Genomic DNA, 24,542 nt, shown 5'->3' on the forward strand with positions numbered 1-24,542 from the left:
GTGCAATCATGAAAAAAGTATTAGCCTTTTCTGGAAGTAACAATCCAGATTCAATCAACGAAAAACTTGTTCAATCAATAATTCAAAGGTATTCTGATTATGACATTAGGTTCATAGACCTAAAAAAGTTCGACGCGCCAATCTATTCCCAAAGGATACAGCAAGGTGGAATACCACAGCAAATTCAAGATTTACATCAAATGTTTGAGGAGAGTGAAGGATTTATCATTGCCTCTCCAGAACATAATGGATTACCCTCAGCTTTTCTAAAAAATACAATAGACTGGCTTTCTGTCATTGCCCAGCGATTCTTCAATGACAAGCCTGTCTTATTGATTAGCACTTCTCCAGGTGCTACAGGGGCCAAGACGCATTTGGCAATATTGGCCAAATTGGTTCCTCTATGGGGCGGCATTCTACGAGGCACCTATTCATTGGGTAGTTTTAACGAAAACTTCGATACTACCTCAAATACCATTATAAAGGAGGAAGAACTAAGATTGGTCGATCGCAGATTTAAGGCATTCGTTGGTGAAGATGCGGAATTAAAAAGCAACAAAGAAGTTGTGCAAAACTACTTTAAAGCATTCCAAAGAGGAGATTTGGAGGCAGTACTGCGCACATTTCACCCTGACTGCTATATAGTTAGTGTAAAGGAGGAAGAACGTTCAACGGAGCAACTTCATGGAATTTACCGAACACGTGAAGAGGCAAAACAATTTCTCAAGAACATAGTTACTCTATTTGACACCAAGGATTTTACGGTGGACACGGTGGTTGAAGCTGAAGGAAATATGGTAGTGTCCAAGGGAACATTTTCACACTTAATAAAAAGCTCAGGAAAATTGTTCAATAGCAATTGGGCACAATGGTGTTTGGTCGAAGACGAAATGATCAAGGAATATAGATTTTATGAAGATTCCGCGGCTTTGATAGAAGCATCAAACGTTGAATTTGCTGAGCCATGAAATCTAAAGCTATAGCTCACCAATTTGAGTTTTGGAAATACCTAGGTGAAGCCGGAAATTACTTTTCATGTGATAGTGGTTATTCCACAATTTCGGCGAAAAATTTCACTTGGCCGTCTAGAATATTTAACTTGGCAAATCCTGATATCGGACTACTGAAGCAAACAATCCAATTAAAAGGAATGCCCCATTCGATTGCTGTGGAAGAAGGAGATGGCATTTGGGAGGACATGGAAAACAAAGGTTTTCAAATAAGTTCTATTGTAGACGGAATGACTTTGCTGTTGAAACCTTCCATGTCGTTTTCGGCATCAAAGAACATTGACAGGGTCAGAAACCAAGAAGATATCAAAGTATTTACCAATATTGCTTCAGAGGCTTTTGGTTATAACATTTATCCATCTTCTCTTTCAGGACTTATTGGTGAAAACAGGACGACGCTGTTTATTGGGAGATACAAAGACAACTACGTAAGCTGTGGAATTCTGTTTTTGGATTCCAACAAGGATTCCGGGTTGCACATGATAGGGACAAGAAAGGGCTTCCGAGGTTTAGGTCTGGGCAAAACGATGACAGAGCATTTATTGTATCAAGCAACTAAAAATAAAAGCGAACAAGTGCATTTGGTGGCTTCAAAATTGGGTTCACCTATCTACAATAAGCTGGGTTTTCAAAACCGTGGGTATTTAAAGTCCTACGTCATTTAAGTAAGATATTATGAAATATATATTATTAGTCATGTTCGGCACTATGTTCTACGCCAATGCACAAGATATCAATCAGTTATTGGGAAGTAAACTTGATTCCTCATCAGAGAACCCTGTGCATAGCATTTCCGTTTATGTAAAAACCAATGATAGCGTGATTGTAGACGAAGCCGTCGGACTGCGGCGAAAAAATGGAGAGAAAGCCAAGACTACGGACCTATTTAGAATTGCAAGTAGCACCAAATTATTTATAGCAACGATAATATTGCAACTTGAGGAAGAAGGTAAGCTCCAGCTTGAGGATAAAATGTATCCTTACCTAACGGATATCGATTTTTTGCGACTGGATGACTTTCATTTTTATCAGGATTCGACGAATTTGAGCCAGAGGAGTACAAGTTTTTCGAAAGCAATGACCATAAAACAACTTTTATCCCACAGAAGTGGTCTGGCAGATATTTTTAATGATAGGCAGGAGGCTTTCTTCAGTATGGTTATGAGGGAACCTGAACAACAGTATCGGCCAAGAAACATTGTCAATTTATATTTTGAATACGGGCTCAACAAAGAAGCCAAATTCAAACCTGATGAAGGTTGGCACTATTCCGATATGAACTATGTGCTGTTGGGCCTATTAATTGAAAAATTGGATGAAAAATTATTGTCCCAGTCCATGCGTGACCGGATTCTGCATCCCTTAGATTTAAAGGACACTTATTTCGAGTTTTATGAGACAACTGAAACCAAGGAAAGTCGGATACATCAATATGTAGGAGCCATCAATTTCAATAGTGTGAACACTTCATTTGATTGGTCAGGGGGTGGATTGGTAAGTACGCATCAAGACTTGGCTACTTTTATGGAGGCTTTGTTCGATAACAAGCTGATCTCAGAAAAATCATTACAAAAAATGATAAAGGCAAAAGCAACTATTAAGGATCATCTGCCTTACGGACTTGGAGTTTATAAATCTATTTACAATGGAGAAACCTACTATGGTCATTATGGATTTTACGGGACTTACATTGGATACAGTCCAAGTACCAATACAGTGCTTTCATACTGCATTTCACAGGCTATGCCTTCTTTTTATGTTTATGAGTTGGTTGATTCTTTGTTCAAAAATTTAAAATAGTCATTCTAAAATGTATTTTATAAATTAAAGAGGGGGTCTTTAAACATGGTCCTTTTTACTGGTCTCTTTGTCTGATGCCATAACCTTTGATCTACAGAGTCCCAAACACGGTCTCTTTTGGTAGTATTGTTAATTCTCTTTTATAGGACAGTTCGATGCTCATATTCTGTTTCTATAGCATTTTGATTTCAATTAATGTTAAACAGCTTCATACTTTATGTCCAACATTCTCATTTTCTTTAAACTTTAAGAATCAATGAAATTTGCAATGTTTTAGATAAATATGGTTGATGTGAAAGGCACCCAGTGTTTACATTTTTTGTCCTGCCAGCAGGACGAGAAATGTAAAGCGAGAGGGTAGCACGGCAAGCCGGTGCTACGTTTTCCGATTTCTGGCCAAAAGGCCAGTGAAATTAGGGCTTTAGTCAGTTCATTCTCATGAATGAATTTTCATTTTTTTACTGTAAAAACCCTTGAAACCCCTAAAAACATTGAAAAAGTTTACAGTAAAAACAGAAAAACCACGAATAAAGAAATGATGCTTTTTTGGTTGGTTCAAGAACACAGTGAACTAACCGTTTTCCAATCAATGTTTTTTGTGAATTGGGTCAAAACGTCTCGAAAGCCCTAAAAAAAGAGAATAAAATTGACCCATTTTTGCTTTTAATGGAACTTTTGCCTCGCTCAGTAAATTAGTTTGTGTAAGGTTTGGGACGCTTGCAGCACTTCGCCTTGCTACGTTCGCCTCTTTGATTGTAAAACATATTTGATTTGGGGATACTATTTAGGATATATTGCTTTTTTATTGGGTTTGATTTTATAAAAAAGGACGGAGAAATTATCCCCGTCCCTCGATATCAAAATATTATCCCTTCAAAAATTTAATCTATCTAAAAAGAGCTTCAAATTCTTTGGTGGTGTATACGTGACTAGCCACAAATCTATAATTAATTTCTGCAGCTGTATTGCCATCGTAACCAGGCGCAACTGCGGAAGCAGTGGCATCCTTAACAACAGCTACTTCAAAACCATCTTCCAGTAGTTCCCTTAAATGTGATTCTACACAAAGGTTACCTGACATTCCTGCTAAAACAATCTTATCAATTTTCTGTTTTCTCAATTGAAGAGAAAGATCATTTTGTTCAGGACCGTATACTTTGTGCGGACCAACCACCGTAACAAAGTCCTTGTCGATGTACTTTTTATATCGGGGTAACCAATCGGCACCAGACCCTTCAAAACCTTTTTTGTTCAATTGATCCCCACGGTCAAACATACCTATGTCATGCATTAATTTTTCAAGTGCTCCTTCAAATTGCCATTTATGGTCATGTTCATAGTAATAATGAGGAGAAATAAATACTTTGATTCCATTGGCTTCTGCAATTTTGAACAATGTCTCCAAGTTTTCAACGGTATTGTTTTTCATAACACTTTCGCCAATAACACCCCATGTGACTCCTTGAGGACTTAAAAAGTCATTTTGAGGGTCGGTAATTACAATTGCGGTAGTTTCATCAACTTTGAATCCTGGGTCTGGTATCTGGGCACTCAATTTGAAACTTGAGCCCATTATTACAGCTAGAATTAATAATGTTTTTGTTAATCTGTTTTTCATTTTTCTTGATTTTACGTTAAACGATTATTTGATTTTCAATATGTTTTAAAGCGACATTTTATTGCGCTTTTGAGAACATGCCTTCGGACACATCCTAATTGTTATTTAATCCAAAAGTAGGCCGTATAACTGGCCAGAATTGTGCAATCTTGGCTGGGATGTTCTATTATCGCTCTTTGATTATTGACTCTTTGATTTCGAAGTCTGTAGAGGTAAAAATGGTAAATCACCTAAGGAGGTGTCCAAAGGTGATTTTCATGGAAGGGAATTAATTAGGGTAGGAAGTTTTGTAGAAGCTCGAGATTAAAATGATTATTGCTATTTTCAAACAAACCAACCATTTTCGTCACAATAAAATTCTGATTGGGCACTGTGATCACAATAGTTGTTGTTATTGTAATTCTTGCTTTTTCGATAGGATTTCTTCAACCTACTGTGAAAATATGTTGCTAGGCTGTTTGATATTGTATTTATGATATTCATAGTCTTTTATTTACAAAGTGAACAGGTTCTTATTGCGCATATAGAATGGTAGTACTATCATATTTATAAACATGGGGAAGCTTAGGGCCTTTCACTTATTTCCAAGTTATTTCCTTCTGAATCCTGAAACCAAGCGGACAAGCTACCGTCGAGATTGTAAATTTTTTGCCCTTGGGATTCAAAAAACTCCACACCCTTTTCTTCAAGCTCAATTATGGCTTCTTCAATGTTTTCAACAGTAAAACTAATAGCAGTATGTTCTGCCTGGTTTTTATCGTTTCTTTTATATAGAAGAAACTTTCCATTCCCTTTCTTGGCCCAGTACATATCTAAGCTTTTGCTTAGCAAATCCAGTGTGAAGCCAAGCGTGTTCCCATAGAAATCTTTAGCTCTAATCACGTCATTTATGGGAATTGCCGCTACTATCTCATTGATTTTCATAATTGTAAATTCTTTGATGATTAAGTTCTTTATCCAAACAATCAATTTCTATTCGAGTCTAATTCAAACAAATGATCCAATCGGATTTTGATTCTTCAATATGACTTTTAATCCGCTTCATGAGCATGGTAAAATCCTCTTCAACATTGACCATTTTGAATTTGTTTTTGTTCATTTCGCGGCTGTTTCCATAGTACTCCATATCCTCTTGTTTAATGATTGACAGCTTATGATGCCGCAAGAGCCATTTGCCGATGTGCTTTCCTGAATCTCAAAGGCGTTATTCCATAACTGCTCTTGAAAAGTTGGGTAAAATGACTTGCATTGTCACAACCAACACCCATGCCAACCTGGATAATATTGTCTTCAGAGTATAACAACAATTCTTTTGCGCGCTGCATCTTTAATCGTTTGGTAAACTGTTGCGGGGTTTCTCCTGTGGTCCTCTTGAACATTCGAATAAAATGGTGGACACTTAACTTTACCAATGATGCCAAATCCGTTGTACTTATTTGGTGATCTATATTTTCAGTGATATGATGCTTTATTTTCTGCATCTGGAATGGGGTTATGCCCATCTTTAGTTCATCATTATTGGAGAGATTCCGTGAAGTCTGTTTGACCAAATAGTCAGCCATAGTGATCACCATATTCTCCAAGTACCATTTGTCATCGTAAGGACGGTATAAAAGCTCTTGAGTTAAATAAATGGCCAATTGGTTGCTTAGGGCATCATCTAAAAAAGATTGCTTTTGAAAGCTGTCATAATCAAGATCCAAGTCCATCTTACCAAATACACCATTGTATATTCCTAGGACTAAAGGTCCTTCTGTGGTATGGGAATCTGCCACCTCCAATTGAAAGATAAATTGATAATCTTTATTGACTGCATTAGATTTTTGCCCATTTCCCCGATTGTTTATTAGAAATAGAAAAACGGATTTCTTGTGAGCCAATGTTCTTACTGTTTGCTTCTCCTTTATAATCTCTTTAAGTTTCTTTACGTATTCCATGGTAGTAGATTTATTGAATGTCTGGTTTATCGTTTCATTGATTCAAAACTAGTATAGCTTTAAGGGCATTCCCAGTGGAAGTATATAAGCGTAGGCACTTTTCTAATAAGCGTAGGATCTGGCGGAAATCATTTGAAAAAGAGCCAAAATGAGATCATGATCGCTCAAAAACGATCTTCTTAACGTAGCAGTTAAACTTCTTAACGTACCCTAGTTTTATTATAAATTCACTACTTTGAAGTCTAAATGAAAGGCTATGATAGCGCCGAAAACACTGCATGTGGATCCAAGGAAAGATGTTCAGTCCAACAGGTATTTGGTCGAAGAAAATCTGAATGAAGAAATTGATCCGCATATAATACAAGAGCTAGAGAATTTTGGCTTTTTTGAATATACTTCTATCCGGGACATTGCTATTTCCGACGGTCATAGACTTTCCTATACTATACCTGCATCCAAAGAAAATTTGTTTTCAGCTCCTAAGAATAAATCTGAATTCAGCCGCTTTTTGAATTTGGCATTATTGGTGACTAAATCAATTTCCGCTGTTCATCAAGCTGGGTATTGCTTTGGAATTATGCATGAGGAACGTTTTTCAATTGATGAAAAGGGGAATCTCATCATTATTGGTTTAGGCGACATTAGAAAAGGATATAATAGTCTAAGTTTAACGGAGCACGGCAAATTGGCCTATCGTTATATAGCGCCGGAATTCAATTCAAGGACAAACCATAATCCAGACTATAGAGCTGATTATTATGGCTTGGGCATATTATTGAATTTTTGGTTGACGGGCGGTTACTTCGTTGATGGGGCTGATGTCCAGGGCATAATGCATCAACACTTGACCAAGAATTACCAAGCATCCAAAGATTGTCATTGGAGCAGTACAGGGATTTATGAGATTATTTCGGGGTTGTTACGTAAGAATCCATCCGAAAGATATCAATCTTCCACTGGCATTATTAAGGATCTAGTTACAATACAAACACATTTAGAGTCCAGCGATCATCCAGAATTATCCGAATTAAGTGTGAACCACAATCCAGGAGCATTAAATTTAGATACATTTCTATACGAGCGCGATAGAGAGTTGGCTCAATTGACCGAGTGCTATGAAGAAGTTCGAGAGGGTGCGGTTTCCATAATATTTATTGAATCTGACGAAGGATTGGGAAAAACAAAACTGGGCAATCAGTTAAAGGATATTGTTTCAGATTCAGAGGCATCATTCTGTTATGCATGTTCCGATCAATTTCAATCATCAGATTATTTAGCTTTTCACTTGGCATTCCAAGATATAGTAAGGAGAATTTTGATGAAAACCGGTCGTAGTCATTCAGAATTAAGTGAAATTTTTGAAAATGGGGTCGGAACTGACCTCTCGCTTCTGTTTGATGTGATACCTGATCTAAAAGAGTTAACAGGGTTTACGGACTCTCCAGAAAAATTAAATCCAATTGAAACACAAAATCGTTTTCTAAATGTATTTGTGAGATACTGTGGCACATTAGGTCAATTGGGATTAAAACGGCTTCTGTTTTTTGATGATGCACAATGGTGTGACGAACCATCATTGAACTTGATAAAGCACCTGATAAATTCACAAATCTCCGGTGTCATGTTCATGCTTTCCTATAACAAGACACACCTAACCGATAATCATCCCTTGCTGCGTTTAAAAAAAGAAATTTTAAAATCCGATAGGCATTCGCATACAATTGAACTGAAAGAGCTATCAAAATCCGCTACGCGAAAGATGGTGTCAGCAATGCTTTCCGAACAAAGTGAATCCATCCGGGATTTGTCAAATATAATTCACAACAAAACCCATGGAAATCCCCACCATATTAAAAACTTGGTTAAATCGCTTTATGACAGCAATATTTTATATTTCAATCGTGAAGGAAATAAATGGGATTATAGCCTGGGCCAAGTAAAATTGCAAGATGTAACGGAAAATGTTGTCGGAATTGTTGAGCATCAAATTAGACTGCAATCATATCAGGCTCAGGTACTGTTAAAAATAGCAGCTTATAACAATGGCATATTTGATATGTCCATGCTGTCAGAAATCAGTGCTACCTCTCCTCAAATCATCAATTTGCTGCTAAATGTTTTATCAGAAGCAGGGTTGTTGACTAAATTAAATCCCAGTCATGGCCCTTTTGTTTTCAATCATAAAAGAATTCAAAAGGTTGCACTAGACCTAAAAATCCCCGGGTTTGAATACAATGGTGATCAATTACACCATAAAATCGCCTTGTATAAACTTCAAAACAGCGGCATCAAGCACTCTGTTGAATTGAATCAACTTGTACAACATTTGATAAATTCAAGGGACCTACTGACAAAGCATACAGTGGAGAAATCAATGGGATTGATAGTGAGAGCGGGAAATCTGGCCAATGCTTCCAACTCTTCGTATTCTGCGAAAGTGTTTTTGGAATTTGGATTGGAGCTGGCAGAAAAATTTGGGATTCCAACTTATGAATTTGAATTACTCTATGGCTTAGCCAAAGCGTATTTTCTGATGAACGATTTTGAACAAGGAAACAATTTAGCGTTTCGTGCAAAGTCCTTGGCAAAGGATAGAAGTGAAAAAATCAAATTACTTCAATTGACGCTTGATTTTTATGAAGCCTTTGCACTATATGAGGAAAGTATAAATGTTGGTTTCGAGATACTCGCTTTATTGGACGTTCCGTTTGAAGAGAAAATTTCTGCCAATAGCAAAGATCTAGCTCATTTAATTGACTCTGAGTACAAGGCTTTTAGGAACACTGCCCGGGAATCGGATACGTTGGAAGATGATTTCAAGCAACGGATGAGTGATGAATCTGATATTTCTCTAATGAACGTTTTGGCAAACATGTCAACATCTGCAGCCTATGTCAACAAAGATTTATATATCTGGACGGTACTTAAAATGTCCAATCATACTATAAATAAAGGACTGGCAGATTCATCATCATTTGCTTTGGTACACTTGGGCTCGCTGTTGATACACAAATTTGAAGAATTCAATTTGGGAATCAAGGTTGCCAAGGCAGGATGGAATATCTTGGATCAATTGAAATCGGACAAATATGTTAACCGAACAATTCTATGTTATTATGATCTAATTGGTCATTTCAATGAGCCTTTTTTGTCACTTCAGCAAGAATTGGAAAAGAGGGTGTCCACATACGTGAGTTCCGGGGACTATCTATCCTTAAATACGCTGTGTAGAATTAGTGTTAGAAATCAGCTCTTGTCTGGAACTGCCTTGTTTGATGTGTTGAACAATTGTGAAAGAGCCATCGAAATTATGCCTGCAAGTTACAGTGAATGTTTTGGGGCTCAATTGACACTGATCAAGAATGGCTTGGCAATTTTGCAAGATGAGAATGATGATGAAACTGAAGTATCCGATAGAAAAGCAGTTGACTTATTATTAAAAAAGAAATGTTTCTTTATTCTAGCCGAGCAATATGTTTTTAAGAGTTTAATTTATTGCCTAAAAGGGGATTACGAAAAAGCATTTTATTTATTGAATGCAAATGAAGAATTCATTGGGTTGACCACAACTCAGCCCCAAGCTGTTAGGAATAATGTGCTTAGAGCGGTCTGTCAAATGATGTTGGGAAATTCTTCTAAAGAAAATTTGGTAAAAGAACTGGATACAATCCAAAATTCAATGAGGCCATTGTCGGAAAAAATCCCGGAGAATTTTAAAGCCGAATATGAACTTGTTTGCTTTTTGATAAGTCTGTGCAAGGATGATTTCCGAACAGCGGTTATAAAACTTGAGGAAGGATTAAAGTGGGCGGAAAAAGGTGGTCTAATAAGTATAAAGGTGTTGTTATGTCATATAGGCAACAAATTAATGCCCCAAGAAAGTTTTGGTTTTTTGACAAAGTATTTACGGCGCGAGATAAAGAGGATCTATAAAGATTGGGGAACATTGATCCAGGCTGAAAATTCAAGTAAAAAACCGCAAAACCTTGTTCGAAAGGACCAATCTGCACTTGCAAGTTTTGATACTCAGAGTCTTTTGAAAGCTACACAGGCAATTTCCGCGGAAGTTAACCTGGAAAGCCTTGTGCAGCAATTATTGAATATTGTTATGGAGAATGCGGGCGCAGACAAGGGTGCTCTCATACTTATTAAAAATGACACCCCTTATTTAGAATCCATTGTTCGTACTAATAACAAGAAAGCTTCCGATTTTTCTGAAATTGAATTACATGAATGTGACGAATTGCCTGTTAACATTATTGAGCATGTAATCTCCACAACCAGGGAGCTTAGTATTGATGATATCAAGAAAAACAATTATCCTGAGGAAAGTTATTTTCGAAAGAATAGGATATCCTCTTTGGTCATTTTACCATTGTTGAAGCAAAAAGACCTTGTAGGGGTACTTTATTTAGAAAACAGTCAAGTAAAGGGATTGTTTACAGAGGGAGACCTAGAAGTGCTTCGAATCATTGCCTCGCAAGCTGCAATTTCAATAACAAATACGATGCTCTACGAGCAATCCATGGAGTTGAATCAGGAACTGTCTGCATCCAAAGAGGAATTGGGTAAAGTAAATGAAGCATTGGAAGATCGTATCAAAATAAGAACTGAGCACTTACAGCAGGAAATTGAAATGAGAAAAAAGGCAGAAAAAAATCTGCTTTATGCAAAGAACGATGCAGATAATGCCAATACTGCCAAAACACAGTTTCTTGCCAATATGAGTCATGAGATAAGAACACCACTTAATGCTATCGTTGGTTTCTCGCAGATTCTTTTAAATCAAAGCAAGGATTTGGAATTGACCCAGAAGTTTGAACGATACCTCAGTAATATTCACCAAAGTGCTGAATCACTTTCAGAAGTAATCAATGATATTCTGGACCTTTCCAAAATTGAGGCGGGGAAATTTTCTCTTAGCAAGGAAGATGTCGATTTGAATCAAATTGTTACTTCTGTGTGCCGAATCAATAAGGGTATAGGTAAGGTAAAGGAAGTCAGTCTCATAAGTAATTTCAATTCAACCGTACCCAAATATATTCATACAGATGGCAGCAAGCTTAAGCAAATATTGATGAACATAATAGGTAATGCCATCAAGTTTACACCCGAAAACAAGAATGTATATGTAAACGTCCAACATGAAGATTCCTGGATTGTGTTTTCTGTAGAGGACGAAGGAATAGGAATCCCTGAAAATCAATTGCAACAAATCTTCAACCCATTTATTCAGGCAGATGCGGGGATTAACCGAAAATTTGGGGGAACCGGTCTTGGTTTAACCATTACGAAGAAGTTGGTGGAAATATTAAATGGAAAGATTGAAGTTAAAAGTCAGGTTGAACAGGGAACATCATTTAAGATTTATCTACCGTATGAACAAGCTAAAAACTCATGGGTTGATGAAAAAGAAGCTTCCATGTCTAATTTCAAAATTCCTGATCATAAAAAAATCCTAGTGGTGGAGGATAATTCCATGAATCAAGAAATGATCCGAGCACTTTTCGCTGAACTGGGGTCAGAGATAATATTGGCAAAAGACGGTGAAACGGGAATTAAGATCAGTGAAAAATACAATCCTGATATTGTTTTCATGGATATTCATATGCCTACCATGGATGGTTTTGAAACGGTAAAACGAATTCGCAAAATGAACAATAAGATTCCTATTGTTGGCCTTTCGGCAGATGCCTTTACAGAACACAGGGAAATTGCTCTCAATTCTGGATTCTGCGATTATCTTACCAAACCAATTCAGTTTCCTGAACTGGTTAGGGTATTGAAAAAATTTCTGGTTGCGGATATCGAAAAAAATAAGAATCAGGCGATTAAAAAATTGAGTGAAGAAGAAAGGCGCATTATGGATGAGGCATTCCAATCACTTGGTCAACTACCGATTTTTGAAACAGAAAAACTGGTTGTAGCCGCTGAACCTTTAAATTCAATCATGCCCCCGGATGAATTCAATAAACTTGAAGAAGCAATCTACTCGGGCGACGATGAAGCATTGAGAACACTCTTATCAAATACAATAAATGCCCAATAACGTTGCTAACATTTTAGTGGTCGACGATAACCGTCAAGTCCTTGAACAGGTCAATCACGTATTGGCCGAAGAAGGATTTAGCATCTCGTTTATACCAAAAGGTGAATTCCTTTTCCAGCGACTGGAGAGGCAACACTTCGATTTAATATTGCTGGATGTGAACTTGCCCGGAATCAGTGGTTATGATTTGCTTCGGGAAATTAGAAAGCACCCGAAGTATAAGAATCTTCCCGTAATAATTATAACTGGTGAAGATGAAGATACCACTTTAACCAAATGTTTTGCATTAGGAGCACAGGACTATATAAGTAAGCCGATAAACCATCTGGTTCTTAAGGTTAGGGTTTCATCAGTGATTTCTGCTTCCCGTTTTCACCAGAAGCAGATAAAAAGTGAACGGGAAGAAGCATTACAAGCGCGAATGAAGATGTTGTCTTCTCAAATGAATCCGCATTTTATTTTCAATGCGCTTTCATCAATTCAGGAATTCATTCTAACAAATGAAACAGAAAAAGCAATAGATTATGTCTCTGAATTTGCTGGATTAATGAGGCAAAACCTTGAAAATTCTTTGGTGCCATACATTACACTGAAAGAAGAACTACAATTTCTTGAAACCTACCTGCGATTGGAACGCACCAGGTTCAACAACTCATTTGATTTTGAAATTATTTTGGATATCGATGATTATCAAGACCTAATGGTCCCTCCAATGATTATTCAACCCTATTTGGAAAATGCCATTGTCCACGGCCTTAGAAAAGTTGACCGAATTGGAAAATTAACATTGTCGGTGAAAGAAAAAGACAATAGGATACTATGTATAATCACCGATAACGGTATTGGGAGAAAGCAAGCTGAAAAGATCAATCCAAAAAAGCATAAATCCATCGCCATGTCAAATATAGAAGCTCGGCTGGAATTGCTTAATCTTGATGCAAAAATGAAAGAATTTAAGGTGGAAATTGAGGATATTTACAATTCGAATACGCCTGCAGGAACAGCAGTTTCACTATGTTTCCCTAATGATCTACATTAACCTTTTTAGAAATTTGTCTTTTTTGCGAACGGAAACGTCAACATTTGAACCGTCTTTCATAATCACATAACCTCCTTTGCCCTTAACATATTTTGAAATGTGATCAAGATTGATCATATGGGATTTATGTACCCTGAAAAAATTGCAGGATTCCAGCATACTTTCAAACTCCCCCAATGGTTTGGACACTAATATTTTCTTACCATTTTGAAGGTAAAAATTTGAATATACCTGATTGGCCTCCACCCGGATCACATCTTTGGCTTCAACAAAATCAATTCCCTCAGAAGATCTTAAGGCAATTTTTGTTAAACTCCTATCCTCTAGTTGAATATTTGATTTTAGTGCCTGTATTTTCTCGATGTTTTCCCTGTTTTGTTTTGCAAGGACCTTCTCCGCTCTGGTAACCGCATTTTTTAACTCCTGAATGTTGATTGGCTTTAATAAATAATCCAATGCCGCATATTTTATGGCATTTATAGCATACAGGTCAAAGGCCGTGGTAAATATTACCTGAAAGGGGGGTTCTTCAAAGTGATCAAAAATTGTAAAGCCATTACCTCCTGGCATTTCAATATCCAAGAATACGAGCTCCGGCTTGTTCTGTTCAATTAGTGGAATCGCTTCACTTATGGAATAGGCATTTCCTACAACAATAATTTCTGGACAAAAATTCTTCAGCATTTTCCCAAGAACACTATGATGACGTTCCTCATCATCCACTATAATTGCACGTATTTCCACCAAATTTGACTATTTGAAATTTTTATTTCTAAATATAAATTAAATATAAAGTATTATGTTAATTTAGGACTTATAATCAGAAGTTTACAATGGAATTAGGGTTGGAAAGCAATGCGCCTAATTTTAAGGCATTGACCACAAGTGGGCCTATTGATTTTTATGATTGGTTAGGGGATTCTTGGGGTCTGCTTTTTTCCCATCCAGAGGATTATACTCCAGTATGCACAACCGAATTGGGTGCCGTTGCCCAATTGGAACAGGAATTTAGCAAACGCAATGTGAAAGCGATCGCACTAAGTGTAGATAGTTTGGAATCACATAATGGGTGGAAATTGGAGATAGAAAAATCAATGAATGTCAAAATTGGGTTTCCTATAATTGCCGATGAAGGTGCCGAAATTGCCCAATTATATGGTATGATCCATCAAGGAAGCTCTTCAAAGCATACCATTAGATCGGTTTTTGTTATTGGTACTGACAAAAAGATAAAGTTGCATTTGACCTATCCGATGTCGGTAGGTAGAAATTTTGATGAAATTCTTAGGGTAATAGATGCGCTTCAACTTAGCTGTGAACATCAGGTTGTGACTCCTGCAAATTGGAATCAAGGTGATGATGTCATAGTTGATGTTGCTTTGAGTGATGAGGAAGCCAAAAAGTTGTATCCGTATAAAGCCTCAGAGGAAGCTTCCTACCTTAGATTTACTCCTAATCCTTCCACCGACTAGGTTATGTTCTAAAGCAAAGTCATTTGCTGCTAGAATAGGTATCCTTTTCAACAACTCCTTTAAGCATTATGCTAGCTTGAAGAGTGTATGTCCCTTTAATTTTTGCCGAAAATCAATCTTCCATCAATTTTATCGAGAGCTATATGGTGCTTAATGACAATACACAGAGATTGACGATAGCAAAGCGCAATTATGCAATATAAAAGCATAATTGAAACGTATTGCAAAAATGAAATAGCGGAGTTTTGTTCTATAATATTTTGACTCATTGATAAAGCGATTTGAAATTGAGTTTAAATGTAGGTTGAGTTAGTTGTTAGAACGGTTGTCCGGACGACCAATATTATTTGAATGAAATAGATCCAAAACACCAGGTAATGAAAATGATAAAAAATCCAGTGCCACCATTTGATAAGCAAAGTGCCGAGCTAAAAATACAACTTGCAGAAGACGCTTGGAACAGTCAAGATCCAATCAAAGTATCCATGGCCTATACAAAAGATAGTGAATGGCGCAACCGTTCCCAATTCATCAATGGGAGAGAAGAAATACAAAAATTTCTGGCGAATAAATGGGAAAACGAGTTGGAATACAAACTGAAAAAAGAATATTGGGCACATTCCGATAATAGAATAGCGGTTCGTTTTATATATGAGTATCGAAACAAATCGGGTGCATGGTTTAGAGCTTATGGGAACGAAAATTGGGAATTTGATGCAGATGGATATATGCAGAAAAGGTATGCAAGCATTAATGATATATCAATTTCAGAATCAGAAAGGTTGTTATAGCTATCACCCGTAATCATTGTAAAAAGAGCCAAAGCAGGATGTATTCACATTCTGCTTTTTTTGTTTCAGAAACATTGATTTTTTTTGATTAACTGTAGTCACAATTTTAATGATTCCACAATGATATTTTAGCTCAATAAACGAATATGATCCAGCAAGAAAATAAAATTCCAAATAGAAAAGAGCAAGTATCCAATAATAAGGTTAATACGCTAAATTTTCAGTTGACGTACCGATATACTTTTACTTATAAATCATATTAAACATTAAAATGTATATCAAATGAAAACTATTAGTAATCGTAATTTAATCAAACAAGTTAGTGGGTTAGCTGTTCTTCTGTTTATGGGTATTGGAGCACTTTCTGCTCAATCCCATAGTTACAGCATTGACGACAGCAAAATTGCTTTGGAGGGGTACAGCCCAGTTTCCTATATCGATATGGGAAAGGCAGAGTTGGGTAACAAGAAACACAAATCTACTTTTGATGGGGTGGCCTATTATTTCACCAACAAAAAACAGAAGGAAACTTTTGATGCAAATCCTGCAAAATATAAGCCACAATATGGTGGTTGGTGTGCTTTTGCAGTATCCTTGGGGGCAAAATTCCAACCGGATCCATCCAGATTCAGAGTGGTACATGGAAAACTCTACATGTTTACAAGAAACGTAGAAGGCGATTTTGTAAAAGTTTGGGAAAAAGATGGCAGAACCAAGCATATCACCCAAGCAGACAAGAATTGGAAAACAATGGAAAAGTTCAAGAGCTAGAACTATTAAAAAACCAAAAACAGTAAGAGCATTATTGTAGCTCATGGTGTCTTTGAAAGAGAGGGAGTAGATAAATCATCTACTCTCTTTTTTTGTCCTTTTTTCAAAAAGTTAAAATCGAGCAACCAACATTTTATCCCATGTCAAAACAAGATCAATTTAACAACAGAATAGCATAATTAGCCATAATTACAATGTGAAAACTAGGGACTTTTATAAGGTAGAATATGAACGCAAAAATTAGAAATCATGTATGAAAATGCCATTATTCCACTCATTTTTAGAAGTAAGGACAACCAGTTGTTTTATGAGTTTATTCTCAATGGTCAAACGGCATCCATAGAATACCGATTTGCTGATAAAAACCAATTGTTGCTGCTGAACACAAAAAGATCCAAATATCTAGCTGAGGAAGTTATACATGCACTAATTGAGCGAATTGCTGCTCATGCCCGAAGGATGGAATATGAAGTTTATGTCCAATGCCCATCAATTATAGAGCATCTTAAAACAAACAAAAGATTACAGAGCATAATAAGGGTCCGTCCTTTTGCTGACAATAGTCTTTAGTCATACTTGAGCGACTTCAATTAATAAAAAACTACCAATTACAATAGATCAAACAATTATGCAATCCAATCATTCCACTCGACAATTAGAACCCCAAAATTGGGTACACAACCACAAAGGATATCTTTTCAGTTTTGCCTATAAGAAACTTCCACAAGACATGGTGGAAGATTTCGTTCAGGATACTTTTCTTGCCGCTTTAAAGTCAGCACATCGGTTTAAAGGGATCTCAAGCGAACGGGTTTGGTTGACTGCTATTTTAAAATACAAAATAGCGGACCATTATAGAAGTAATAAAAGCATGAGGTATTCTGTCAGTGAGAATATTGAATCAAGGTTGAGTTCTTCAAGAAAACTTGATCAACGGTTTGAGAACACCCATGATCCAATAGTTGATAGCATGAATGAGAACGATTTGAAATTGGTGCTCAATTCAGGTATGGAAATACTATCTACACGGGAACACCAAATATTGCAACTTAAACAAAACGGTTTTAGCACGGAAGCCATTTGCGATAAACTACAAATAAGCCGTGCACATTGCTGGGTATTGCTCCATAGAGCACGAAAGAAGCTTCAACAATATTTAAATAAGAATTGGTGAAATGGGATTTAGCAACGACGTCATCTGGAAAACATGGTCAAACCTACAATTGTATGCATACTATGTGGGAATAAAACTTATCGAAATGATACGTGGAATCAGAGCTAGGCTTAAAAAATGAAACCGTAACATCTCGAGTACCTGATATTCTTCTGGGAACCTAAAAAATAACACGCTATCATGAATATCCAATGCATCAGGACATTAACCGTAATATGGTTGTGCATAACAGCGGTATCGTCGCAAGAAATCAAAAATGAAAATCTAGCTGAGGACAATAATTGGAAAAAATTCACCTATGATTTAAACAGTATCATTGGAGGTGTTGGGTATGCTTATAAACGGCCCTTTTCGTGGGAGGAGAATCAACTTCGGCTCTTTGGTGGAGTTATAATTGGAACCATAGGCTTATATGCCATTGACGACGACGCGGATAGATGGTTTATAAAACAAGAATCACACATCCCTAATCTGATAAAAGATTACGGCTGGTATTATGGTAACCCACAAAACAACTATGCATTTAATGGAATAGTTTATTTCACCGGGCTTCTAACCAAAAATGATAAGATTCGAAGAACGGGGGTATTAATGATTTCCTCTGCAACCGCCACTGGTCTTCTACAACAAATATCAAAATCGATAGTCGGTCGAGCTAGACCAAGATCGGGGTTAAACAAAAATGACTTTCGTCCTTTTCAACGAAACTCAGATTTTCATTCATTTCCATCTGGACATACAGCACTTGCGTTTAGCAATGCACATGCATTGGCCAAACAATTTAAAAACCCATGGTTAAAAGGAGGGATTTACTTATTAGGTAGTATTCCACCACTTACGCGTCTATGGAATGGTGCCCATTGGTTAACGGATATTGCCTTGAGCATTGTATTAAGCGTTGCTACTGTGGAGGCCATTGACAACTATTTGGACAAACGCTATGGCGGTTTATCCGGTAATGAAAAAGTAGAAGCAAAAAAGAGGATTGCTTGGCGACTTGTGTTAAAGCCCAATGGAGCTGGAGTGGTAATGAACTTTTAAGAATGATCTATCACGATGGACTGTTTAGAACATTTTATTAATGATTTAGTAATAAGTAAAAGTTGAAGTAATATTAAAAACAAGAAAAATGGAAACATTAGAAAATGTAGAATTTAAAATTAGAACAATTGAAAATGCACCGGAAGCATCAAAGCCAATATTGAAGGCTGCTAAGGCCGCATATGGATTTGAAGCAAATCTATTGGGATTAATGGCCAATCATCCAGCTTTGTTGTATGCATATTGGGAAGGGGATAAGTTTTTGACCAAGAATAGTGTGTTGACGGCAAAAGAAAGACAGATAGCCTTCCTAGCTTCAAGTTATGAAAACAATTGTCAATATTGTATGGCCGCACATTCCAGTATCGCGCAGATGAACAAGGTACCCCAAGAGAATATTGATGCTTTGCGTGAGGGCAGGGAATTGCCAGATAAAAAATTAAATGCCCTAAGTGAATATGTAAAGGCAACAACTACCAAAAGAGGGCAGGTTACCAATGAAGATATCGGTAAGTTTTTAGATGCAGGATATACAAAAGAGGCCATGCTCGAGGTTATCACAATAGTAGGTTTTAAGGTGATGACCAATTATATGGATCATTTAGCTCAAACCCCGGTTGACCATCCTTTTCAGGGTAATTTATGGATTCCGAGAAAATAATTGTAATCACCTATCTGGAATTTTATTCCAGATAGGTGAACAATAAAATGTATTGTTTGAAAGAACATAATATACTATAACAAGTCGGCTAAACATTTGATTTCTCTCAAATAAAGATTCCATCGCAATCCCTGTTACCGGAGACATACCGTAGTCTGATTTTATATGGAGTTAAGTTCTGCTTGGTAAGTATCGAGTATATTGCTCGGCAACGATTTCAGGTAGATTTGAGTTGTACTTAACTTATTATGTCCCATCATCGCGGAAATTGCCTCCAAAGGAACTTTTTTGAACATGGCATGTGTTGCAAAACTATGTCTTGATACGTAGGAGGTCAAACGTTCTTCGATACCGCACTTTTTCGCTATTTCTTTTAGTCCAATATTATACCTTCTCAGTTCCCATTGGGCATCTTTGTACTGCAACTCTAGTGTGTCTCGATAGATGATGGGCAATAAAAAACCAGAAGGATTGGGGTAATCCATATAGTATTGAATTATGGGTTTGATCTGATTTGTAATAACTATATCATAGCGTTTTCCTGTTTTCCGTCTTTGGAATTTGACACGACCATCGATGATATTTTCCCTTTTCAGAAATGCCATGTCAATAAAGGACATGCCCAACATCAGATAGGAAAGAATAAAATAGTTGCGATAGTGAAAATGATTGGAACCAATCTTGGTTTTCATTTCAAGTATTTTCTTGATGCTTTCAATCTTAATGGCTCTTTTTTCAGTCGGCTTGGTTTTGATGGTATAGTATTTAAAAGGGTATAGAGTTTCATCCACCATGCCCTCCATGATTCCTTTATTGTAGATGGCCTTTATCGTTCTCATGTAAGATGCAATTCCATTGATGGTATTGCCTGGCTTTGATAAATGGTGCCTTTCAAACCGTTTTAAGAACTCAAGATTGAGTTCATTGAATTTTAAATCCCTATTGTTTGTAAATACTTTTAGCCTTCCTATGATTCCGGAATAGTTTCTTGCAGTGCCTATCCGTTTTTCCCTAATAAGCTCTTCTGCTTTTTGAAGACCGAACTCATAGAACGAGTTCAACCGTTTTCTATTTACGATTTTATCGGCAATGTCTTTTGCTGTTAGCCTATCCAATTGATTGTTGTCGGCCAGTCTATTGATTACTTCTTGTGCCTTGAGTTGTTTTTTTAATAAAAGGGTATTCATCAAGTGAACCGAATCAACATCCGGGAAATTTCTCTTTACTTTGCACCTGTGATGATCCCAGTATTCCTCTGGGACATAATGACCTGTTTTGATCGAAGTGGTTTTTCTAAAATGGGTCAGTCTCAAAATGATAGGAAAATATCCATTTTGGGTTATTCTACGGGTGTCCAAACTTAGTTTTATACTCGTGTTCATGAACATAAGTTATAAAAAAATTTGCACGCAATTTGCACGCAAAAAGTTGATTTCAATTGATTTTGTTTGGCAACAAAATTTATTAAAATACTGATAATCAATAAAATATGTGATTTTTAAAATTTGCTTGTACCCCATTCGGCGACGCTGTTAATCAGAGGGTCCTTGGTTCGAGCCCAAGAGGGGGAGCCCAGTAAACACAAGCCTTTCGAAAAATCGAGAGGCTTTTTTCTTTTCACGGGTACAACATAGGTACAACACTCTTTTTTGGCAATAAATTCACCTAGATTATTCTTTTATTCACAATGATTTGCGCAAATCTTCTGTAATTCTTCAATAGCAGGAACATCCATTCGTTAAAATTGCTTCCGTTCTCATCTATCCATATATGGTAGGCTAATTTGATTACAAATGAAAATCAAGGCCATGGACGAAGAAAACAAGATTACAACGCTGCTCGAAGAAATCAAGTACTTACTGGGTAATACCAAAAAGGTCATGAATGTGGATGACCTTGTGAAATACACTGGACTTTCAAAAAGCAAGATCTACAAGCTAACCCAACTAAAGCTTATCCCAATGGGCAGCAACAAGCATATCAGACAGAAATTTTTTGATAAGGATACGATAGATGCTTGGCTTCTGGGAAAGCCTAATCTGTCCGATGAATATCTGGAACAAGAGTTCAACAAGCAGTTATTAAAGAATGAAAAGCAAAATAACTATTAATCCGTTTGAGTAAGCAATTCAAGATGTGTTTTTGTAGCCACAAAAACGATCTTGCTTTGCTCCCGAAGGTCGCAAAGAAGGAAAAAGTGAAGAGCAAAACGGTCAGGTTCAGATGTACTACCTATGAACAGAAACTGCTGAAGGTCAAGGCAAGAAAAGCAGGACTTTCTGTGAGCGAGTATTGCCGAAGGGCCGCCTTTGATGACCGGATAATAGAACGACTTACCGAAGACCAGATTGCCATGTACAAAATGTTCGTGGACTACCAGAACAATTTCATAAGGATTGGGAATATGTTCAAGAAACGAAACCCAAAACTCTCTGAGGAAGTGAACCAATTGGCAAAAGAAATCAAAGACCATCTATTTAATTTCAAGAAATGATCGGGAAGGGAAAGTCCATATCGCATACAAGGGCTTCTATCTCCTACGGATGGAACCAAGAGAAAGACGCCGAGATTATCTATAAGGAACATCTAATGGGAGAGAATCCAATAGAAATTGCTCAAGAATTCAAGATCATCCAAGACCAAAACTGTAGGTGCAAGAACAATACCCTAAGTTTTGTATTGAGCCCAACGATTGAGGATGGCAAACAACTTTCCAAAGAAGAGCTGAACGAACTGACCCAAAGGTTTATCAACATAATGAAACTCGAAGAAAGGCAGGCCATCGCTTTTGTCCATCGAGATAAACAGCATACCCATATACATTTATATATGAACAGAATCGGTTTTGATGGAAAAGCTTACAATGACAGCTATATTGGAAAACGGAGCCAACAGGCAGCCCAACAAGTTGCAAAAGAAATGGGACTGACTACAGTAAGGGAGGTGCAACAAGAAAAAATCGCGGAACTAAAAAGTATCCGTCGACAGATAAGGAATCTTCATATAAAAACAATTCAAGAACATCGGCCCCAAAGCTTTGACCAATACATTCTCCAGATGAAAAAGAGAGGGGTAAAGGTCATCCCCAGTATCAATAGACAAAACAAGCTCCAGGGGTTTCGATTTGAGTACCAGGGATATAACCTAAAAGGAAGTGAAGTGCACCGTTCGATGTCAGGGGGCAAACTTGCGGTGGAGTTATCCAATAATGCAAACAAAGACATCATTCTCAATCAAGGGAAAGCCATCTTATTGCTGGGAAAGTTAACCGAACTCAGCGTGAACATGGCCTACAGCATTGCAAAGCATACCATAAAAAAGACCATCAAAAGAGGAATGGATATTGGAATCTAAACAAAAAATCATGGCAAAATTGGATGAAATCACAGAAGTATTGACCGAAGAATTGGAAGGATTTAAAAATTCTATAAAGAAAATGGAGGAATTGGGCCGAGAACTGAACGGTTCAAAGACCCAGATGATTATATCAAGAACACGAGAGGAAGTCTCAAGCTTGAAGCAAAATCAAGACAATCATTTTAGGGATCAAAGAATAACTGTAAATCAGTTGGTACAAGAAGTGAGCAAATCAAAGATAATCCCTAAATGGTTATTGGGTCTTTTTTGTGCTACAGCAATATGTACCTTAACCGTTTTGGGCTATGCCCTATTTCATATAAACATGGTAAATGACTATCAAAAAGAAGCCTATCTAAAAGGAAAGAGCGAGACCATCCAGAACATTCTCCCATTCTTTGATGCATATCCAGATGCCAAGAAGGATTATAAGAAATGGAGGTCGGAACAAACCGCCAACCAAGAGCAAAGGTAGGTTGTGCCCTATTTCAATTTTACTTCACGCTTAGCTGCCTGCACACTATAAAATTGAAATAGGATCCATGCTCAAAAGTTGGGGGTAAGTATTCTATGGACTTTCCAAATAAATCATCAACTTTTTATAGATTATTTTCCCGTTCAATCCGCCCCGTCTTTTTGTGGGGGGCGTTTTGAAGGAAAAATAATGTTTTAGGTAATGTGCCCGTAAAGGTTCACGTATGGGGTTCCCCTTTGTATCACAGCAAAGACCCTGGACGACAATTTGTTCCTAATGATATTGATGGTGCTCATCTTGTTCTTTCCCATGGCCACTCTACGTTGGTAATATTCCCTTATTTCAAGGTTGTGCCTGATGGATGATTTGGCACACATATCCAAAAGACTTTTCATTTTTTTGTTCGCAAGCTGGCTAATCCTGGGCCTTCCCTTTAGGCTGGTCCCCGATTGGTTGGGAAATGGCGCCACCCCACAGTATGACGCAAACTGCCTTGAGTTCTTGAACTTGGTAAATCCTTCGGTGAAGACCATTAGGTGCAGGGCTGCCTGATTCCCAATGCATTTGATGGAGAGCAATAGTTCGAACTTTCGGGCCATTTCCCTATCTGAGGAAATGATGGCCTCCATTTCTGTTCCAATGGTGTTGATTTGAACGGATAGTTCCTTGATCATTTTTTTCTGTACCCCTAGCAATAGTTTGGGCATTTCTTTCCCGAACACTTTTTTTTACTCTTTCAGGCTGGCTTTGTAACCGGCCCTTTGCCTTACCAGTCTTTCCCGTAACGACAGGAGTTTTTTTAGGGTCCTTATTTCTTTTGGGGCGACTTGGGAGGGTTGGATTTCTTCGCGGAGCCTATAGGCGTAGATTGCGATTTTTTCGGCATCGACCCTGTCATCCTTTCCCCTTGATATGCCCAAGGATCTTTTGATCTCAAGTCCAGGAATGATGGAGAAGGGCAGCTTATTGTTCGAGAGAAATTCGGACAGCCGTTCAGAGTAGAGCCCTGTATGTTCAAAGGCGAAGAAGATCATTGCCCTTGGATGGACAGTGTTGGCCAAAACCCATTTTACCAAAAGGGACATTCCCTTTTCCGTGTTCTCGAAAGTGGCCGACCGCTTGTTCGAATGGATACTTGCATCGAGGGTGGCCTTGCTCACATCGATGCCGATGGTCTCTTTGATTTCCATAACTTTATAATGTTTTAAAATGGTTACGTTGACTAAAACCCATTTTACCAAAAGGGACATTCCCTTTTCCGTGTTCTCGAAAGTGGCCGACCGCTTGTTCGAATGGATACTTGCATCGAGGGTGGCCTTGCTCACATCGATGCCGATGGTCTCTTTG

24 protein-coding genes are annotated in these 24,542 nt (G+C 37.5%); 16 read left to right on the forward strand and 8 right to left on the reverse strand.

The window, feature by feature from the left end:
- Positions 1 to 8: 8 nt before the first annotated feature.
- From ACULLG_RS04460 to ACULLG_RS04470, 3 genes are read left to right on the forward strand one after another with little or no spacing between them, the layout of a single operon-like run.
- The gene (locus tag ACULLG_RS04460; protein ID WP_298793328.1) at positions 9 to 968 is read left to right on the forward strand and encodes an NAD(P)H-dependent oxidoreductase; all 960 of its coding nucleotides are present in this window, start codon (positions 9 to 11) and stop codon (positions 966 to 968) included.
- Entirely contained in the window at positions 965 to 1,675 is a 711-nt protein-coding gene (locus ACULLG_RS04465; protein WP_298793331.1) for a GNAT family N-acetyltransferase, read from the forward strand. The genes ACULLG_RS04460 and ACULLG_RS04465 overlap by 4 nt, the downstream gene beginning before the upstream one ends.
- 10 nt (positions 1,676 to 1,685) lie before the next feature.
- Positions 1,686 to 2,810, forward strand: coding sequence for a serine hydrolase domain-containing protein (locus ACULLG_RS04470; protein WP_298793332.1), 1,125 nt, complete (start codon positions 1,686 to 1,688; stop codon positions 2,808 to 2,810).
- 886 nt (positions 2,811 to 3,696) lie between these two features.
- Here ACULLG_RS04470 and ACULLG_RS04475 read toward each other — a convergent pair.
- The 4 genes from ACULLG_RS04475 to ACULLG_RS04490 all read right to left on the reverse strand — a co-directional run bounded on the left by ACULLG_RS04475 (position 3,697) and on the right by ACULLG_RS04490 (position 6,365).
- The gene (locus ACULLG_RS04475; RefSeq protein WP_190810656.1) at positions 3,697 to 4,428 is read right to left on the reverse strand and encodes a cysteine hydrolase; all 732 of its coding nucleotides are present in this window, start codon (positions 4,426 to 4,428) and stop codon (positions 3,697 to 3,699) included.
- Between the two features lie 564 nt (positions 4,429 to 4,992).
- A complete protein-coding gene (locus ACULLG_RS04480) occupies positions 4,993 to 5,352 on the reverse strand; it encodes a VOC family protein (RefSeq protein WP_298793333.1) in 360 nt (119 codons plus the stop codon).
- 58 nt (positions 5,353 to 5,410) lie between these two features.
- Entirely contained in the window at positions 5,411 to 5,554 is a 144-nt protein-coding gene (locus tag ACULLG_RS04485; RefSeq protein WP_298793334.1) for a hypothetical protein, read from the reverse strand.
- 25 nt (positions 5,555 to 5,579) lie between these two features.
- Positions 5,580 to 6,365, reverse strand: coding sequence for a helix-turn-helix domain-containing protein (locus ACULLG_RS04490; RefSeq protein WP_298793335.1), 786 nt, complete (start codon positions 6,363 to 6,365; stop codon positions 5,580 to 5,582).
- 256 nt (positions 6,366 to 6,621) lie between these two features.
- On the opposite strand from ACULLG_RS04490, the gene ACULLG_RS04495 reads away from it, so the two are divergent.
- Positions 6,622 to 12,414 carry an ATP-binding protein gene (locus ACULLG_RS04495; protein WP_298793336.1) on the forward strand — a complete coding sequence of 1,931 codons (5,793 nt, stop codon included), beginning with the start codon at positions 6,622 to 6,624 and terminating at the stop codon, positions 12,412 to 12,414.
- Positions 12,404 to 13,453, forward strand: a complete 1,050-nt coding sequence (locus ACULLG_RS04500; RefSeq protein ID WP_452125560.1) for a response regulator — start codon at positions 12,404 to 12,406, stop codon at positions 13,451 to 13,453. The genes ACULLG_RS04495 and ACULLG_RS04500 overlap by 11 nt, the downstream gene beginning before the upstream one ends.
- Here the strand turns inward: ACULLG_RS04500 and ACULLG_RS04505 are convergent.
- Complete coding sequence (locus tag ACULLG_RS04505) at positions 13,445 to 14,197, reverse strand: LytR/AlgR family response regulator transcription factor (protein ID WP_190810662.1); 753 nt, start codon at positions 14,195 to 14,197, stop codon at positions 13,445 to 13,447. The two genes, ACULLG_RS04500 and ACULLG_RS04505, sit on opposite strands and share 9 nt — an antisense overlap.
- An 89-nt stretch (positions 14,198 to 14,286) precedes the next feature.
- Here ACULLG_RS04505 and ACULLG_RS04510 point away from each other — a divergent pair, with 89 nt between their 5' ends.
- The 7 genes from ACULLG_RS04510 (at position 14,287) to ACULLG_RS04540 (ending at position 19,363) form a co-directional block, all read left to right on the forward strand.
- A complete protein-coding gene (locus ACULLG_RS04510; protein WP_190810663.1) occupies positions 14,287 to 14,925 on the forward strand; it encodes a peroxiredoxin in 639 nt (212 codons plus the stop codon).
- Positions 14,926 to 15,308: 383 nt separating this feature from the next.
- Positions 15,309 to 15,716: a DUF1348 family protein gene (locus tag ACULLG_RS04515; protein ID WP_452126529.1), complete on the forward strand. Its 408-nt coding sequence runs from the start codon at positions 15,309 to 15,311 to the stop codon at positions 15,714 to 15,716.
- 282 nt (positions 15,717 to 15,998) lie between these two features.
- A complete protein-coding gene (locus ACULLG_RS04520) occupies positions 15,999 to 16,487 on the forward strand; it encodes a YHS domain-containing (seleno)protein (RefSeq protein WP_298793339.1) in 489 nt (162 codons plus the stop codon).
- 249 nt (positions 16,488 to 16,736) lie between these two features.
- Positions 16,737 to 17,057, forward strand: coding sequence for a hypothetical protein (locus tag ACULLG_RS04525; protein WP_298793340.1), 321 nt, complete (start codon positions 16,737 to 16,739; stop codon positions 17,055 to 17,057).
- Positions 17,058 to 17,115: 58 nt separating this feature from the next.
- Positions 17,116 to 17,661, forward strand: coding sequence for an RNA polymerase sigma factor (locus tag ACULLG_RS04530; protein ID WP_190810667.1), 546 nt, complete (start codon positions 17,116 to 17,118; stop codon positions 17,659 to 17,661).
- A 180-nt stretch (positions 17,662 to 17,841) separates the two neighbouring features.
- Positions 17,842 to 18,702, forward strand: a complete 861-nt coding sequence (locus ACULLG_RS04535; protein WP_298793341.1) for a phosphatase PAP2 family protein — start codon at positions 17,842 to 17,844, stop codon at positions 18,700 to 18,702.
- An 88-nt stretch (positions 18,703 to 18,790) separates the two neighbouring features.
- Complete coding sequence (locus ACULLG_RS04540; protein WP_298793342.1) at positions 18,791 to 19,363, forward strand: carboxymuconolactone decarboxylase family protein; 573 nt, start codon at positions 18,791 to 18,793, stop codon at positions 19,361 to 19,363.
- A 161-nt stretch (positions 19,364 to 19,524) separates the two neighbouring features.
- Here ACULLG_RS04540 and ACULLG_RS04545 read toward each other — a convergent pair whose 3' ends face one another.
- Positions 19,525 to 20,745: a site-specific integrase gene (locus ACULLG_RS04545; RefSeq protein WP_298793343.1), complete on the reverse strand. Its 1,221-nt coding sequence runs from the start codon at positions 20,743 to 20,745 to the stop codon at positions 19,525 to 19,527.
- A 411-nt stretch (positions 20,746 to 21,156) separates the two neighbouring features.
- On the opposite strand from ACULLG_RS04545, the gene ACULLG_RS04550 reads away from it, so the two are divergent.
- The 4 genes from ACULLG_RS04550 to ACULLG_RS04565 are packed head-to-tail and all read left to right on the forward strand — an operon-like array spanning position 21,157 to position 23,195.
- Positions 21,157 to 21,474 (forward strand): helix-turn-helix transcriptional regulator, encoded by a 318-nt coding sequence (locus ACULLG_RS04550; protein ID WP_452125561.1) that lies wholly within the window; start codon positions 21,157 to 21,159, stop codon positions 21,472 to 21,474.
- Between the two features lie 56 nt (positions 21,475 to 21,530).
- Positions 21,531 to 21,857: a mobilization protein MbpA gene (mbpA, locus tag ACULLG_RS04555; protein ID WP_452125562.1), complete on the forward strand. Its 327-nt coding sequence runs from the start codon at positions 21,531 to 21,533 to the stop codon at positions 21,855 to 21,857.
- Entirely contained in the window at positions 21,854 to 22,717 is an 864-nt protein-coding gene (locus tag ACULLG_RS04560; protein ID WP_452125563.1) for a relaxase/mobilization nuclease domain-containing protein, read from the forward strand. Before mbpA ends, ACULLG_RS04560 begins: the two co-directional genes overlap by 4 nt.
- A 10-nt stretch (positions 22,718 to 22,727) precedes the next feature.
- Positions 22,728 to 23,195, forward strand: coding sequence for a DUF6730 family protein (locus tag ACULLG_RS04565; protein WP_452125565.1), 468 nt, complete (start codon positions 22,728 to 22,730; stop codon positions 23,193 to 23,195).
- 194 nt (positions 23,196 to 23,389) lie between these two features.
- Here ACULLG_RS04565 and ACULLG_RS04570 read toward each other — a convergent pair whose 3' ends face one another.
- Both ACULLG_RS04570 and ACULLG_RS04575 read right to left on the reverse strand, forming a co-directional pair.
- Complete coding sequence (locus ACULLG_RS04570) at positions 23,390 to 23,869, reverse strand: transposase (protein ID WP_452125566.1); 480 nt, start codon at positions 23,867 to 23,869, stop codon at positions 23,390 to 23,392.
- A gap of 54 nt (positions 23,870 to 23,923) precedes the next feature.
- On the reverse strand, positions 23,924 to 24,542 hold a 619-nt coding region (locus ACULLG_RS04575), incomplete at its 5' end, for an IS110 family transposase (RefSeq protein ID WP_452125567.1).

It is taken from the genome of Flagellimonas sp. 2504JD1-5 (assembly GCF_053618295.1).